Here is a 16,011-nt window from a genome sequence, read left to right on the forward strand (position 1 = left end):
TTTAAATATGCAATATAAATTTTTAGGTGGTTTTCTGGTTTTTTTAGGAGCATGCAGTTTTGGCGTGCTCTCCTCTATTGTGAAAACTGCGTATAAAGCCGGCTATTCCTTAGGTGAAGTGACGGGTATCCAATGTTTTTTTGGAATGTTAATGTTGTGGAGTATTCACTTTATCGTTAAAACAATACACAAAACCAAACATTCAACACCAACTAACACATCATCAGCAACAACGAGCGCAAAAAAAATGCAATCAACAAAAAAATGGAAAGTTTGTGCCGTTGGTCTTTTTCCTGGCTTGGTAGGCATCTGTTATTACCAATGTGTACAACTAGTGCCAGCATCAATTGCTATTATTTTATTAATGCAATATTTGTGGATTAGCGTCATTATTGATTTTGTTATTTTTAAAAACAAACCAAGTATAATTCAGCTAGTAGCCGTTATTGTGATTATTTTGGGTAGTAGTTTAGCTGCAGGTATTTTTAATCAAGATATTAACTTAAATTTGACAGGTTGTTTTTTTGGTTTTTTAGCAGCGCTGATGTATTCGCTGTTTATCAGCACTAGCAGCAATATTGGTAATGAGCTACCTAAACTCGAAAAAAGTGCGTTAATGATTACTGGCGCATGTATTATTACGTTTTTAATTTTTCCACCTTTGTTTTTCTTCAAACTTGAGATTAACGATAAGCTATATCAATTAGGATTTTTATTAGCATTACTTGGAACTGTACTGCCTCCTTTTTTATTTTCAGTGGGGATCCCTAGAATCGGAATTTCATTAAGCGCTATATTATCAGCGGCAGAACTGCCTGTCGCAGTGACTTGTTCATATTTTTATTTGCAAGAATCGGTCCATTTTAATCAATGGATTGGGGTCGGTATTATTCTATTGGCAATTGCTTTGCCGAACTTAATGCATATCAAAAAATACGACTGATTTTAGGTTATTGGGCAGGCAAAAATCCTGCCTATTAATTTGCTAATATGATCAAATTACAAAATAATAAAATAAAAATACCTAAAGGTATTGAAAATCGAGTCAATCATCACTATATCTATAACCTGATTATAAAGCTTGCTAATATTGCTCGTTTAACCAAAATAAGGAATTTGATGAGCCATCTTGCATTTAATAGCTTTAATACTCAAATAGGTTAAAATTTATTATGGTAGATTTTTCACCGTTATAGCGTATTTGTTGGTAACATTTTAAGAAGATCTCTTGAACCAAAAGGTTAAATCTAGCAAAATTATTGAACTCTCCAAAATAAAATTTGTCTTATAAGGGAGTGGCTTTTGTTAAATGGTATTCATTGACTGTTTTAAATATTCAGCCATTCGTTTATTGAGATGTTTTATTCTAGTATAAAGTGTTTTGTCGTATTGATCACACTTCGTAATTAGCCTTTAAATAAGGCTTACAAGTAAATAAGACTATTTGTTACAGTCTAATCGTTTTCCCGATAGTAGCAGTTTCTAGTGGTGTTTTATTTGTTAAGCTTTTGTGCTTTTAAATTTAAATTGATTAATTTAAATATCTAATAGTAAGGATCATTAAATATTTGAAATTTTGTTTATTTTTATATTTAAGCATTATGTTAACCTGAAATATTTTACATAAAAAGTAACAATCGATTTTCGTTATTGAATGATCTTGTTACCTTTTTATCCTAATTAAAAAGGAAGTTACAGAATGAAGACATATAAAAAACCTTTATTTACCTTAGTACATAATAACGATTCAATACCTGAGCACAGAACACTAGCTTATTTAGATCCAACATTAAATTATTATACTGATCATATTGATGAGATTATTGCTTTGCGTGTTAAGGAACTTAAATTACATCATTCTGAATATAGAGAGTATCACGATGGCAATAAGGTCAATAAAGGGGAGTTTTCTTTTGTTTTTCACGAAATATTTGAGTCAGAACATCATAAAAAACAAATTGGCATGCTAAAAGATGACCTCGCCATTGCCAAAGAGTCAAATAAAATAAAGGAATTACTAAATACTAGGATAAAAGAAATCGCTAATGTTTATCCTGAATTACAATTTAATTTTAATGATATGCAAGTTTTACCGACTAAAGTAAAAGAGTACCTTTTTGCTCCACCTTTAATCTTAACTGAAGATAATTCCATTATGCTTTGGGATGATTAAATTTAACAATAACAAAAGTAATGACAAAAATCACGGTATTGATTGAATTTGGAATCCATACTTGGACGCTAGATATCGACAGAGCTTGAGGAGATATCATAGTTATCAACAATAATTAGCCTTTCATAGGGGGCGATGGTAGTATTTTTGCATGAAAAACGCATTAGTTGCCAACTCGGTTGCCCTCTCATGCTGGGGCAACCTCTTTGACTACTTAATTTAAATAAACATGTCCTCGGATTAAACGCTAAAATTTAAGGGTAGACACACATTCCGTACGCAGTTTGGTTAGGCTTTCTTGTTTTAACCTGACCTCCAACCGCGGTGACAACAAGCTGGTTACCTGCTACTACATCGCTTGTCCAGTATGCATTATCTGATGGTAAACCTACTAAATCTGTGTATTCCATCGCGTACCCCCACTCGCTAAGCAAGCCGCCACCAATTCGTCGATGGTAATGATTGCCAACTGAGGATGGTTTGGCACTTTGACAACTGCTGTGCAGACCAGTACAGTTTGCGTTGGTGACATCTTTAACCTGTATAACTCTATAACCTAATGCCTTACACCAGTTTTCATGTGAAGAGAATAAAGCAAATCTGTCTCCACGATTGACAAACCACTTTTGCAATACAAATCCATATTTGATCACTGCTTTGCCACTGCGATCGTAACCGACTAATTCGAATGTCTGAGGTAAGTTTGGTTTGCTAATTGAGTTTCGATTTCCATTCACCGTTGGACCAGTTAATGTAATTCGCACACTGCTACCTGTCGCATTGGGTTTCATGTTAACAGTTATACCTGCATTATTGATAGTTGGCCAATTTAGTCGACTACTACCTTCTATGTATAAATCAAAGAATAAACCATTAATCCCCGTAGTCGGAAAGTTACCAGATGAGATAAACCCCTTATCTGGATTCCACATACCTGCTGGGCCAGCGAACTGATTTATGTCTAACTCTAAATCTCCTGCCTTAATATAGCAGACTTTAGGAGTTAAAATCGGGGTGATGAAGTAACTTACAGAACCAGCGCTGAAAGTACTTCTATTAGGAACACCGTACTGTGTCATTAACATACCATTGGTGTTGCTTAACACCATTTTATAAGGCGCTCCGCAAATATCTAAGGCATGATTGCGACTAACTTTTTGATTATGTCTATCTGTGAGATTAATACTTAAACTACCTGTTGCAGTTAAACCACTTTCTCCCTGTCCATCACCATCATCATCACGCCAGAAGTTATAGGAGCCATTAATTAGTTCCTGTAATTCTATTGAGTCTGTTGATGTTGGAACAAACATGCCAACATTAGCCAAGGTCTCGCCAGCATTAGGTAAGACTATGGGATTAGCCGCGGTTGAAGTATTTGTTGCTGGCGTGATAGTGGTGCCATCTGATAAGGTGATACTTAACAGCTCTTCCGTCGTGGTAGCTTTAGTTTTACCACCATCAAACGTTAAATACGGTGCTGAACCTTGAATTATATTTGTTGTAGTAGCCGATAACGCTTGTGTATTTAATGAATACGACAATAACAATAACATGGTCAAGGTAAATAAGTAACATTGTGAGCATTTATATAATTGTAATCGCGGCTTTAGTTCGAAACATAGCCACTTGTTAACATTTATTAAAAAGTATTTGCGACAATTTTGTGTATGTTTATTAAATAAGTGGGTGGTACAAATAATGCCTGATAGGTATTTAGAAACATTTAAAACATAATGTTGCCAAATTTGATAAAAAAAGTTGTACTGCATAACATCCTATATTTCAATTTTTTTCCTGATAAATCGTTTTTATATTCGCTTTTTAACCAATTACAGTTTAATTATACGAATCAACGGCAGTATAACGTTAAAAAAAAATTTATCTACCTTTTTATATAAAAATTTTTTAAATAAAATTTAAAATAAAATAACAAACATTTGTAAACAGTTTATATATAGGAATTACTCGTGTTGTTTGCAGTAATTTGAGAAACTACTAAAAAACAAACTAAAGAGTATTTATTCGGATAACGGACGTGAATATTAAGACACTGGCAAATATCTATTTGTTAAAACAGATAACAACCAATCGAATAAATTAGAAATTTACTAGACCAACCCACAGACGAATGGGAAAACTGGAAAAGTATAATACGCACTTTAGTGGAGATACAGCATAATCAGCCAATATTAGAAGATTCAAAAAATAGAAAGCCAAAGCTTAAGCGATTTTCGGTAAAACGCCTTATGAGTTTTTGGAGGGTTTTGATCATGAAGCATTTTTCCGCATATAAACGTTTAAAATAAAAAATAATCAGTCAGCCTCACCAAAATATTAAATAACGCACACATTTATCGTTTTGTAATTTCGTTAATATTGTTCTGGCGACACCGTTGGCTGAAATAATAACATTATACTTTGGGACAACTAAAAAAGGATGCTTTTAACAATAATGAATCAAAGCGATAATTTACAGGATTAAAATCCTGTAAATTATTTTAGTTTAAGTGACTTATTATTTGTAACTGATTAATTAATTATGTTCTTACTTGATAATTAATTATTAAAAGCGCTTTCGCCATGGCTATTGATGTCAAGACCTTCCCGTTCGTGTTCTTCTGACACCCTTAAGCCAACACAAACATCTGCAATTTTATAAGCAATATAAGCCACCGCCGTTGTCCAAATTACGCAGGTAATAACACTCATCAATTGGATCCCTACTTGACTTACCATTGTGATACCTTCTGCATAACCAACTCCCCCAAGAGATTCTGATGCAAAAATACCCGTCAATATACAACCAACAATACCACATACGCCATGCACACCAAATACGTCACATGTATCATCAACTTTTAGCATTCTTTTGAGTGTTGATACTCCCCATACTCCTGCAAATCCACAAATAAAACCAATTAACATTGCACCACCAACACCAACAAGGCCGGCAGCAGGTGTTACGCCAACTAATCCAGCTATCACACCTGATGCAGAACCAAGGCATGATGGCTTGCCCCGTAAAAACCATTCAGCTAATGTCCATGCTAAAACTGCAGCTGCAGTTGCAGCAACCGTGTTAATAAAGGCTAAACCTGCGATTTCATCAGCATGTGTTGATGAGCCGGCATTAAAACCAAACCAACCAATATAAAGAATTGCAGCACCAAGATAAACATAAGGCAAGTTAAATGGTTTTAGTGGTTCACGATTATAACCAAGACGATTTTTAATTAAATAAGCACCAACAATTCCAGCAATCGCTGCGTTAATATGTACTACAGTACCACCGGCAAAGTCGAGCGCACCTTCATCACCTAAAATTCCGCCCCCCCATACCATATGAGCCATAGGAATATATGAAAATGTAAACCATAACACCATAAAAATTAATACGGCTGAAAAGCGAATTCTTTCTGCGAAAGCGCCTGGAATTAAACAGCAGGTAATACAAGCAAATGATCCTTGAAATGCGACCCATATGAGTTCATAAATTGATCCTGACACATCCGTAATGCCAATGCCTGTTAATAAAAAATGGTTAAAGTTACCATAAAACCAATTTCCTTCACCAAAGGAGAGTGAATAACCATAAGTAATCCATAACACGGCAATAAGTGAAAAAGTTACAAGAATTTGAGATAACATTGATAGTACATTTTTGGAACGTAATAAACCGCCATAAAACAAAGCAATACCGGGAACAGACATAAAAAGTACTAAAGCAGTACAGATCATCATAAATCCATTATCAGCTTTATCGACTATGGCAACTTCATTTGCAAAAGCGGAACTTGAAAATAAAATCGCTAAAGAAAAAATAATTTTTTTTGACATAATGATATCCTTAACAATAAATCAAAGTGCTGAGTCGTCGGTTTCGCCTGTACGTATACGTACCACATGATCAAGTGAGGTAACAAAAATTTTGCCATCACCAATTTTGCCCGTATGTGCTGCTTTAGCCACGGTACTAATGACTTCGTCAAGCTGATCGTCGCTAATAGCTAAGTCAATTTTAACTTTAGGTAGAAAATTGACATTATATTCGGCGCCACGATATAGCTCAGCATGACCTTTTTGTCGTCCAAAACCTTTGACTTCGGTAACGGTTAATCCTGTAATGCCTATATTGGATAAGGCTTCTCGAACTTCTTCTAATTTGAAAGGTTTTATTACTACAGTAACTAATTTCATCAATTGCTCCTAATAAATATGAAATACAACACAATTACTGCAAAGATCATGCCAAAAATAGATAACTTCGCATAATTTAAGTAGAATTGATAAGAGAAATGGAAGTGAGCCGTTATAAAAGTTCAAGCTTATTGATTGAATTTAATTGATTAAAGATATAAACAATAAAAGTCTGCTTTGATATATTGTCACTTAGCTATGCACTAATATGGTGCCAATGTGTATCATTGGTGCCAAGCAATTATACTCAATTAGGATATCGTGCAAATTAGAATGTCACCATTAGTTTACGATATTCGTCATAAGCAAAGTGGTCAGTCATACCGCTAATATAATCTTGTAGTAAGCGACATCGGTAATAAAATTCCATGCAAGCAAAGTTTGCTTCATCTGGCTTAAGTTTGCTAATTGCTTGCTCATAAGCAGCGCAATGTTTTGAAGATAATTTATGATATAAGCGCGTTTCAATAAGATAATCCTTGTGATGTTTGTTCTCAACCAATTTTAAAAAATCATCGGTAGGCATATCAAGCAGTGGGCTATAAATATCGAGTAATCCGCTAATAATTCGGTATCCTTGAAGTTCGATATTTTCGACCGATTCATGATTAAACACATGTTTAAAGCCGACTGTTTTAAAAATATTAAGTAATTTATATTCTGCACCATTATCTTCAAGTAAAGCATGATTAAACGAGCCACAATAAATGGCTTCAATATTTTCAATAACGCGCTCGGCTGCATGTGGTACCAGTCTACCTATGGTGTTGACTCGCAGATACATAAAAAACTGATCGATGCCAATTGCATCAAATTCATTCTGTGCTAGGTTTTCATAAGGGCGTTTAACTACTGTATCAAACAAATCACCTTTTTTAATTGGACCCCATGCTTCTGCTAGATAGGTGTAAAGCTGTTTTACTGTTAGGATTTTTTTTTCAACAGCATCTTCAAGATCGGCAATACAATATGAGATATCGTCGGCCGCTTCCATAATGTAAGTTAATGGATAACGATGAAATGGTTTGATATCAAGCTGTTTGTAAAGTTCTTCAATAAATGGTTCTTCTGATAAATAATAGCCCGGTTTTTTCATTAAGTAAGAAAATTCAGCAGGCACCTGATTTGACCAATAAGCTGGTTTAGAATATTTAAGAATCGAGGCAATTTGTGAATAAGTTAAATTGAGACGTAATATGGAATGAACTAAACGAATTGCTTGTGCGTTACCTTCAAAATTTGATAAATCTTGGCGAATTTTGGTTTTAATTTCTTTTATTTTGTCATCATCGTTATCATTGATTTCAAGAACTGGATAAAGTGTAGATTTGCCAAGACCTAAGCGTTGTGTAAACCATTTATTAATGGCGGCCTCACCAAAGTGACCAAATGGAGGATTACCAATATCGTGCATTAGACAAGCCATTTCAACTAGGCTTTCGATCGCCATTATGCAATTATCAAGTCCATATTTTTTTAATTTTCCTACTTTGCCAAGGCGATTGATAATTTCTTTGACAATGTAACGACCGACTTGTTGCACTTCCATAGAGTGAGTAAGCCTCGTTCTAACCACTGAATTCCGTTCTAATGGAAAAACTTGCGTTTTTTGTTGTAGGCGACGAATAGCTGCTGAATTAATGATGCGGCCACGATCACTTTCAAAACAACGTACTATTGAGTATTCATCAGATAGTGATTCACGCTGTTTGCTAGCATAACGTTGATAATTGATTTTTTGATTAAAGTTGATCATGGTCTATCTCTAATTTCATCGTCTTAACCAGTTTAGTTTGCTAAATTGTTATAATTTTTGCTCTGCCCATTCAATACTTTTTTGATAATCATTAGGCAATAGAGGTATTAGATTTTCTAACGCTTTTAATAATTGACTAGACTGGCTATGAGTTAAGTTTAAATGCCCTACTTTACGCCCTGCTCTGACCTCTTTTTCGTACCAATGCATATGTACCAAGTCGATAGATAGCCAATTAAGATTTAATTCTGTACCAATTAAGTTAACCATAACTGATGGCGCAAAAACATCTGGCTTAGGAAGTGGTAAATCTAATATGGCACGAAGATGCAATTCAAATTGGCTTATCGAAGCACCATTTTGTGTCCAATGACCACTATTATGTACCCGTGGAGCCAGTTCATTAATTAGTAATTTATCACCAACAATGAAGCATTCCATTGCCATTACGCCAATATAATTCAATTTATGCATAATGGCAGATAGCATTTTTTCGGCTTGTGTTTGCAATAAAGGGAATTGGTTTGGTAGCACAACACTCATTTTTAAAATGCCATCTTGGTGTAAATTATTGGTAAGCGGGTAAAATACCGTTTGACCTTTTGCATTACGCGCGCCCACTAATGACATCTCTTTTTCAAATGGAATAGCCTGCTCAACAATTGCGTTTTGATAAATGTCGTCTGGGACGGTGATTGGATGATTAACAGCTATACGCCATTGTCCTCGTCCGTCATAACCACCCGTTCGACGTTTAACAATTAGTAGATCACCCAGTTCAGTAAATAAAGTTGGCCAATCTTGAGAATGATTAAGCGTAAACCATTTAGCTGTGGGTAAACCAAGTTCATCAAGCAGCTGTTTTTGAGTTAAACGGTCAGCAATAAGCGGAAAAACATCTCGATTAATAAAATGAGGATGCTTAGCTAAAATTTGCGTAAAAGGGGTATCTGACCATCGTTCAATTTCGGCTGTGATCACTGACTGTTGATATGGAATAGTAGCAGGATCTGCATCTAATCCAACAGGATAAACTTTAATACCTAACGGTTCTCCCGCTTGTTTAAGCATTCGCCCTAGTTGACCATTACCTAATACACAAACAGATTGAGTTTTCATATTATGCATCCACTCTTGGATCTGGGTGATTTAACACTTCATCAGTTTGAGTTAATCGCCATGTTGATAAGCGTTGATAAATATCTTGATCGTGTAAAGCAAGAATTTGCGCAGCAAGTAATGCTGCATTAGCCGCACCAGATTTACCTATAGCTAAAGTGCCAACAGGAATGCCCTTAGGCATTTGAACAATAGAATAAAGACTATCAACACCATTTAATGCAGCACTTTGTACCGGGACACCTAATACAGGAACAAGCGTTTTAGCGGCTAACATACCGGGCAAATGAGCTGCACCGCCAGCGCCAGCGATGATCACATCATAGCCTTTTTGTTTAGCATCTTCAGCAAAGCGAAATAACTTATCGGGTGTACGGTGTGCTGAAACGATTTCAACATGATAAGGAATAGTCAACGCATCAAGGATATCAGCGGCATGCTGCATAGTGCTCCAATCACTTTTGGAACCCATGACAATGGCAATTCTAGGTTGAGTGTGCATAACAAATGTTTGAATAATGAAAAATAAGATGTACGCAAAGTATACACTAAATTTCAGTTGATGGGGATAGTTATGGGAGATATCAATTAACAATAAAGATGCCCGATATTCGTTAGGAGGAAAGCATAATCAAAATAATACCGCCGATATAGTAAAGAGTATCGGCGGTAATTGAAGCGTCAGCTTTTTACTGCTGCCACGATTTTAATTTCGATCAGATATTCTTTTTTCATTAATCCAGCTTGCACAGTACAACGAACAGGTGCACTACCCTTGGCTACCCATTCGTCCCATGCTTTATTTATTGCGACAAAGTCACTTTTATTCACTAAAAATAATGTCGCATCCAATATATGTAATTTATCGCTGTTAGCTCGAGCTAATAGTTTATCAATTTCTGCTAATGCACTTTGGGTTTGAATATAAGCGTCATTTTCAAGCTCGGTAGGAACACTTGTGTAATAAATCACGTTATTATGAATCACAGCTTCAGACCAGCGATCATCGGGATCAATTCGAGTTATTGCCATCATATTTTCCTTGTTAAATGCATCATTAAGACACTTTAATAAAATCCGCACGCAATTTTTTTATTTCATCACGCAGTACGCCCGCTTTTTCAAATTCAAGATTTTGAGCAGCTTCATACATCATTGTTTCAAGTTCTTTCACTTTTGCCTGTACATCTTTAACAGAAACATACTGATACGGTTTACCGGGTTCAAACGCGTGTACTTTGGCTGTTGATTTCTTGGTACTTAAACCCGCCTCTAATACATCTTTAATTTCTTTGCGTACTGATTTCGGCGTGATGCCATGTGCTACATTAAAATCTTCTTGTTTTTGACGACGGCGAGCAGTTTCATCAATCGTTTTTTGCATAGCCGGCGTAATTTTATCTGCATATAATATCGCTTTACCATGCTCGTTTCGAGCGGCACGCCCTACGGTTTGAATTAGCGAGCTTTCTGAACGTAAAAAACCTTCACGGTCAGCGTCTAATATTGCGATTAGCGAGACCTCGGGTATATCTAACCCTTCTCGAAGTAAGTTAATCCCAACTAACACATCGACTTTACCTAAACGTAAATCTCGGATAATTTCCATTCTTTCAACCGTATTAATATCTGAATGCAAATATTTGACATTGATATTATGTTCCGACAAATAATCGGTTAAATTTTCTGCCATACGTTTAGTTAGTGTGGTTACCAAAACACGCTCTTCGTTGTTAATTCGAATTTTGATTTCAGATAATAAATCATCCACCTGAGTAGTAACAGGGCGAACTTCGATAATAGGATCTAATAGTCCGGTAGGTCTAACCACTTGTTCAATAATTTCGTTACCTGATTTCTCAATTTCGTATTTGGCTGGCGTTGCTGATACATAAATGGTTTGTGGCATAATATTTTCGAATTCTGCAAACTTTAAAGGCCTGTTATCTAGTGCTGATGGTAAACGAAAGCCGTATTCAACCAAATTAAGTTTTCGCGAACGATCGCCATTATACATTGCGCCTATTTGTGGAATCGCAACATGTGATTCATCAATAAATAATAATCCGTCGGGTGGCAAGTAATCAAATAACGTTGCTGGCGGATCACCTGGATTGCGCTGGGCCAAAAAGCGGGAGTAGTTTTCTATCCCTGAACAATAACCTAGCTCAGTCATCATTTCAATATCAAAGAGTGTTCGCTGAGTTAAACGTTGTTCTTCCAGTAGACGATTGTTATCTAACAATACTTTTTGGCGTTCTTTCAGTTCTTGTTTAATTTGCGCAATAGCATTTTCCATAATGTTTCTTGGCGTTACATAGTGTGTTTTTGGATAGATAGTGATCCGTGATACTTCATTGATGCTATTACCTGTCAGAGGATCAAACATAACAATACGATCGACTTCGTCATCAAATAGCTCTACGCGTACAGCAAGTTCGTCTGAGTCCGCAGGGAAAATATCAATGACATCCCCTCGAACACGAAACGTACCACGGCTAAAACCTATTTCGTTACGAGTGTATTGTAATTCGGCCAAACGAGTTAAAATTGAGCGCTGATCGGTTATGGTGCCCTTTGTTAAGTGTAATATCATTGACATATAAGTTTCTGGCGCACCTAAGCCATAAATTGCCGATACCGATGCTACGATCACAACATCGCGTCGTTCAAGGAGCGATTTCGTCGCTGAAAGACGCATTTGCTCTATATGTTCATTGATTGATGCATCTTTTTCAATAAATGTATCAGTTGAAGGCACGTAGGATTCAGGTTGATAGTAATCGTAATAAGATACAAAATACTCAACCGCATTTTCAGGAAAAAAGGCCTTCATTTCGCCATACAATTGGGCTGCCAATGTTTTATTGGGCGCTAAAATGATTGTTGGTCGGTTATGCGTAGCAATGACATTGGCCATAGTAAACGTTTTACCTGAACCCGTTACGCCCAACAATGTTTGATGTGCTATCCCATCTACAATATTTTGATTAATTTTTCTTATTGCTTCAGGTTGATCACCAGCAGGCTTAAATTCGGAACATAATTTAAATTTTTTCATTACATCACAACCAATATTTTACCTATTAATAAAAATTATCCCCAAAAGGACTTGACCTTTTAAAATCTTCTATTTTTCGTTCAATTGTCTTTTTTATAAATAAAAAAGACAACAAATTTATGACTTGATTTACGATAACATATTGATAAAAAACAAAAAACAATTTAATGATTAACTTACAATCAAATCAAGAAAAATCCTGTTCTTGACTGAGGTTAGCGCTTTTTTCAATAAACTACTCACAGAGTTATCCACAGGTAACGGGGATAACTTCATAAGTATAGCCTTTATAGGCTTTTTTCAATTATCAAGACAATTTTTGTCCCAAAAAAACTTTTATTTTGGATGGTTTTTCCTATTTTTAAACTTCTTTTAATAGGTTTAATTAATCTATTTGTTTAGCTGTTCAAATTGATATTGATAGCTATCATCAAAGTCACGAATGAAAGTTAATCGATGAGTGATGCATTTAGGAGCATCTTCTGCGTGATGAGACACAAAGAGTAACTGAGTATGTCCTTCACTAATTAAACGATCTATCCAGCGTTTGACTAATTCTCGATTAAGATGATCGAGTCCTTGCAAGGGCTCATCTAAAATAAGCAACGTTGGATGTTTGACCAAAGCTCTGGCAATCAACACTAATCGTTGTTGTCCCCAAGAGAGTGATTGAAAAGGTTTATCTGCTTGCGCTTGTAAACCTAACAACTGTAACCATTCATCAGCTAATTTAGCTTGTCTATCACTGGTAGTTTGATAGATACCAATCGAATCAAAATAGCCAGACAATAACACTGTTTTAACGCTAGAACTAACGCGGTAATCCAAATGTAAGCTACTACTGACATAGCCAATATGGCGTTTAATATCCCAAATCGTTTCACCCGAACCACGTTTACGACCAAATAAAGTAAGGTCATTGCTATACCCTTGCGGGTGATCACCTGTAATTAAACTTAATAATGTTGATTTCCCTGCACCATTAGGCCCAACAATGTGCCAATTTTGTTTGGCCTTTACTTGCCATGTTAACCCATTAATTATTGCTTTATCATCATAATAAACATAGCCATTATTTAATGTGACTCGATCTAATTGATCCGCTAATTCCATGGGTGATTCGTCTGCTTCTGGTAATGGCTTATTAAGAATATTTTCTAAATTCGCTAATTGCTTAATTGTTGCATCGTTTAATATTGTGCTCTTTGTATCAATTTTCAATAGCTGGCAATCAGCTAATATACCAATATTTTCGATAAAATCAGGAATTTCATTAAATCGATTTAAAACAAGGACAATAGTGATACCCTGCTTAGCAAGGTCCGCAAGTATTTGTGCTAAATTTGCACGAGATGCCACATCTAAACCATCAAAAGGCTCATCTAATATCAGAAAATCAGGCTGCTGCATCAAAACTCGGCAGATTAAGGCTTTGCGAGTTTCACCGGTTGATAAATATTTGAAGCGTTTAGTTAATAGGTGTTTAATTCCAAGTTGTGTTGCTAATTGTTGACAAAGTACTTGATTAAAATTATTTTCTTGAATGATTTGCTCAGTGGTTAGTCCAGTATCATTTTCACCTTCGCTTAGCATATCTGTATTATTACGCTTCCATTCATCATCAATCAGTTTTTGTAATTGTTCAAACGATATATGAGCTATAGATTTAAATTGATTGATAACGTTACCAGATAATAATGTTTGCTCACCTGCCAACGCTTTAACTAGTATAGATTTACCACTACCATTACGTCCCACAAAAGCAACATGCCCTCCTTGCTTGATTGCCAACGATTCAATGATAAAAACTTGGTAATCACTAATTTTAAACTGTGCGTTTTCTATTTGTAGCATGATAACCTCATATTGCTAAACTAATGTTGCAACAATAATATGTTGTGGATTAATAAATAACTTAGTTTGTTTACCTACATTTAGAGCAGCTTGTTCAACTTCTTTAACTAATTTACTAGCATAAAGTACAATGCCAGAAGATAATGAAAAAGCAATTTCACTCCATTTGCCATCTGTTGTGATCTTTTCAACAGTAACCGACAAGAGATTCTTATTCGCGTTCTCTTTTGTATTTACCCATTCAATCAGCGGGGCTTTAATTAGCAACAAGACTGTTTTATCAGTACTCAACTTTAACCGTTCAATACTTGGCTGAGTAATGTACGCTGTTAACTCAGTTTGGTTATCACTGAGCAGTACAGTAATAAAACCAGCAACATCACTTGCGTGAATTTGCTTAACAGTGCCATATAACTGATTTCGAGCACTGGTCTGCAATGACAATCTTGCAGTAGTTTTTAAAATATCATCTAATGGGACTTTGTCATCACTCAGTATGTTAAATGCATTTTGTTGCAACTGAGTTAATAGATCATAAAGTTGAATGAACCTAACAGCATAAGCACTGAGCTTTGTGCCTCCACCATTTTTGCCACCAATTGCGGTAATTAAAAAAGGATTAGGTGCTAATTTGTTAATTTCATTGATAGCATCCCACGCTGTTTTATAACTAACGCCAATTTGCTTGGCAGCCTGACTTAATGAGCCAGTCTGTTCAATTGCTTTTAACAGTGCAATACGTCGTGGATCAGTAAATAACTGTTGCTGAATATTCAATGTCAATAAAATTTCAGGAGAAAACATAATTTAACACCATGAAGAACCAACTAATCAATTTGGAGGAGATAAGAGTGTTTATTGTAGACGCTTTTTCATATTCATTCAAAACAAGTTAAAAACATCATTGATTGTTTTGTGACGTCTATTTAATTGTACTTTATGAATAAATTTTGCTAATATCGGTATGTTTTTTTTTATATAACGAATGGGTGGTTAATGGAAATGTTCTATTACAACCGAGGATTTTAACAATATTAATAACCCAAATTAACCTACTTTTATTGTGAGGAAAAAATGAAAAAATTGATTGGAGTTGTTGGGGCTATAGTACTGATGGCGATAACCTTTTTTACATCAGCTGCTGAGAAAATAACTGTATTTGCCGCTGCCTCATTGACAAATGCAATACAAGATGTCGCTACCGCTTATAAAGCTGAACATAAAGACGTGGATATTGTGTTTTCTTTTGCTTCATCATCAGTATTAGCAAAACAAATTGAACAAGGTGCACCTGCCGATATCTTTATGTCAGCCGATCAAAAGTGGATGACTTACCTTATTGAGCATAATATAGCGAAAAATAAACAAGACTTATTAAAAAATGGATTAGTGCTTATTGCCCCAAAAAGTTCACCATTAGATAACGTCTTAATCAATAACAATACCAATTGGCAAGCAATTTTACCTAAAGACGAAAGAATTGCCATTGGTGATCCAGATCATGTTCCTGCGGGGCTTTATGCAAAAGAATCTCTCTCTAATTTAGGCGTATTTGACAAATTATTACCACAATTTGCCCCTGCTAGCAATGTGAGGGACGCTCTGATGTTAGTTGAGCATAACGAAGCCGCCCTTGGCATTGTCTACAGCACCGATGCCAAAGTAAGCGATAAAGTGAAAATTATAGGGGCTTTCCCTGCAGATACATTTAGGTCTATTGAATACCCAATCACGTTATTAAACTTAAAAGCAAGTGACTTTTATCAATATTTAAACTCACCACAAGCTAAAGCCATTTTTGAAAAATATGGATTTATAACTAAGTAACTTAACAACAAGTGAGTGATC

The 16,011-nt window shown here is 35.5% G+C and carries 13 protein-coding genes; 3 read left to right on the plus strand and 10 right to left on the minus strand.

Annotated features, from left to right (window positions below):
- Positions 1-7: 7 nt before the first annotated feature.
- Both GQ598_RS05320 and GQ598_RS05325 read left to right on the plus strand, forming a co-directional pair.
- Positions 8-943 carry a DMT family transporter gene (locus tag GQ598_RS05320; protein WP_160402687.1) on the plus strand — a complete coding sequence of 312 codons (936 nt, stop codon included), beginning with the start codon at positions 8-10 and terminating at the stop codon, positions 941-943.
- Positions 944-1,699: 756 nt separating this feature from the next.
- Positions 1,700-2,173 carry a hypothetical protein gene (locus tag GQ598_RS05325; RefSeq protein WP_160402688.1) on the plus strand — a complete coding sequence of 158 codons (474 nt, stop codon included), beginning with the start codon at positions 1,700-1,702 and terminating at the stop codon, positions 2,171-2,173.
- Positions 2,174-2,427: 254 nt separating this feature from the next.
- Here the strand turns inward: GQ598_RS05325 and GQ598_RS05330 are convergent, their stop codons facing one another.
- The 10 genes from GQ598_RS05330 to GQ598_RS05375 form a co-directional block, all read right to left on the minus strand.
- Positions 2,428-3,717: a hypothetical protein gene (locus GQ598_RS05330; protein WP_160402690.1), complete on the minus strand. Its 1,290-nt coding sequence runs from the start codon at positions 3,715-3,717 to the stop codon at positions 2,428-2,430.
- Between the two features lie 1,015 nt (positions 3,718-4,732).
- The gene (gene amtB, locus GQ598_RS05335) at positions 4,733-6,013 is read right to left on the minus strand and encodes an ammonium transporter AmtB (protein WP_160402692.1); all 1,281 of its coding nucleotides are present in this window, start codon (positions 6,011-6,013) and stop codon (positions 4,733-4,735) included.
- Positions 6,014-6,034: 21 nt separating this feature from the next.
- Complete coding sequence (gene glnK, locus GQ598_RS05340) at positions 6,035-6,373, minus strand: P-II family nitrogen regulator (RefSeq protein WP_160402694.1); 339 nt, start codon at positions 6,371-6,373, stop codon at positions 6,035-6,037.
- 268 nt (positions 6,374-6,641) lie between these two features.
- On the minus strand, positions 6,642-8,129 hold the full coding sequence (dgt, locus tag GQ598_RS05345) for a dGTPase (RefSeq protein ID WP_160402696.1): 1,488 nt from the start codon (positions 8,127-8,129) through the stop codon (positions 6,642-6,644).
- A gap of 48 nt (positions 8,130-8,177) precedes the next feature.
- Positions 8,178-9,248 carry a 5-(carboxyamino)imidazole ribonucleotide synthase gene (purK, locus tag GQ598_RS05350; RefSeq protein WP_160402698.1) on the minus strand — a complete coding sequence of 357 codons (1,071 nt, stop codon included), beginning with the start codon at positions 9,246-9,248 and terminating at the stop codon, positions 8,178-8,180.
- A gap of 1 nt (position 9,249) precedes the next feature.
- A complete protein-coding gene (gene purE, locus GQ598_RS05355; protein WP_160402700.1) occupies positions 9,250-9,750 on the minus strand; it encodes a 5-(carboxyamino)imidazole ribonucleotide mutase in 501 nt (166 codons plus the stop codon).
- 179 nt (positions 9,751-9,929) lie between these two features.
- A complete protein-coding gene (locus tag GQ598_RS05360; RefSeq protein ID WP_160402702.1) occupies positions 9,930-10,280 on the minus strand; it encodes a RidA family protein in 351 nt (116 codons plus the stop codon).
- Positions 10,281-10,305: 25 nt separating this feature from the next.
- Positions 10,306-12,309: an excinuclease ABC subunit UvrB gene (gene uvrB, locus GQ598_RS05365; RefSeq protein ID WP_160402704.1), complete on the minus strand. Its 2,004-nt coding sequence runs from the start codon at positions 12,307-12,309 to the stop codon at positions 10,306-10,308.
- 390 nt (positions 12,310-12,699) lie between these two features.
- The gene (gene modF / locus GQ598_RS05370) at positions 12,700-14,163 is read right to left on the minus strand and encodes a molybdate ABC transporter ATP-binding protein ModF (RefSeq protein ID WP_160402706.1); all 1,464 of its coding nucleotides are present in this window, start codon (positions 14,161-14,163) and stop codon (positions 12,700-12,702) included.
- 15 nt (positions 14,164-14,178) lie between these two features.
- The gene (locus GQ598_RS05375; protein ID WP_160402709.1) at positions 14,179-14,967 is read right to left on the minus strand and encodes a TOBE domain-containing protein; all 789 of its coding nucleotides are present in this window, start codon (positions 14,965-14,967) and stop codon (positions 14,179-14,181) included.
- Between the two features lie 270 nt (positions 14,968-15,237).
- Between GQ598_RS05375 and modA the strand changes: the two genes are divergently transcribed.
- Complete coding sequence (modA, locus tag GQ598_RS05380) at positions 15,238-15,990, plus strand: molybdate ABC transporter substrate-binding protein (protein WP_160402711.1); 753 nt, start codon at positions 15,238-15,240, stop codon at positions 15,988-15,990.
- Positions 15,991-16,011: the final 21 nt, after the last annotated feature.

The sequence above is a fragment of the Gilliamella sp. Pas-s95 genome, assembly GCF_009795795.1.
Taxonomy (GTDB): domain Bacteria; phylum Pseudomonadota; class Gammaproteobacteria; order Enterobacterales; family Orbaceae; genus Gilliamella; species Gilliamella bombicola.

Coding starts and splice junctions, on each gene's coding strand:
- uvrB (WP_160402704.1), bottom strand. CDS start 12,309: ATGAAAAAATTTAAATTATGTTCCGAATTTAAGCCTGCTGGTGATCAA.
- GQ598_RS05375 (WP_160402709.1), bottom strand. CDS start 14,967: ATGTTTTCTCCTGAAATTTTATTGACATTGAATATTCAGCAACAGTTA.
- GQ598_RS05325 (WP_160402688.1), top strand. CDS start 1,700: ATGAAGACATATAAAAAACCTTTATTTACCTTAGTACATAATAACGAT.
- GQ598_RS05360 (WP_160402702.1), bottom strand. CDS start 10,280: ATGGCAATAACTCGAATTGATCCCGATGATCGCTGGTCTGAAGCTGTG.
- amtB (WP_160402692.1), bottom strand. CDS start 6,013: ATGTCAAAAAAAATTATTTTTTCTTTAGCGATTTTATTTTCAAGTTCC.
- glnK (WP_160402694.1), bottom strand. CDS start 6,373: ATGAAATTAGTTACTGTAGTAATAAAACCTTTCAAATTAGAAGAAGTT.
- purK (WP_160402698.1), bottom strand. CDS start 9,248: ATGAAAACTCAATCTGTTTGTGTATTAGGTAATGGTCAACTAGGGCGA.
- purE (WP_160402700.1), bottom strand. CDS start 9,750: ATGCACACTCAACCTAGAATTGCCATTGTCATGGGTTCCAAAAGTGAT.
- modF (WP_160402706.1), bottom strand. CDS start 14,163: ATGCTACAAATAGAAAACGCACAGTTTAAAATTAGTGATTACCAAGTT.
- dgt (WP_160402696.1), bottom strand. CDS start 8,129: ATGATCAACTTTAATCAAAAAATCAATTATCAACGTTATGCTAGCAAA.
- GQ598_RS05320 (WP_160402687.1), top strand. CDS start 8: ATGCAATATAAATTTTTAGGTGGTTTTCTGGTTTTTTTAGGAGCATGC.
- modA (WP_160402711.1), top strand. CDS start 15,238: ATGAAAAAATTGATTGGAGTTGTTGGGGCTATAGTACTGATGGCGATA.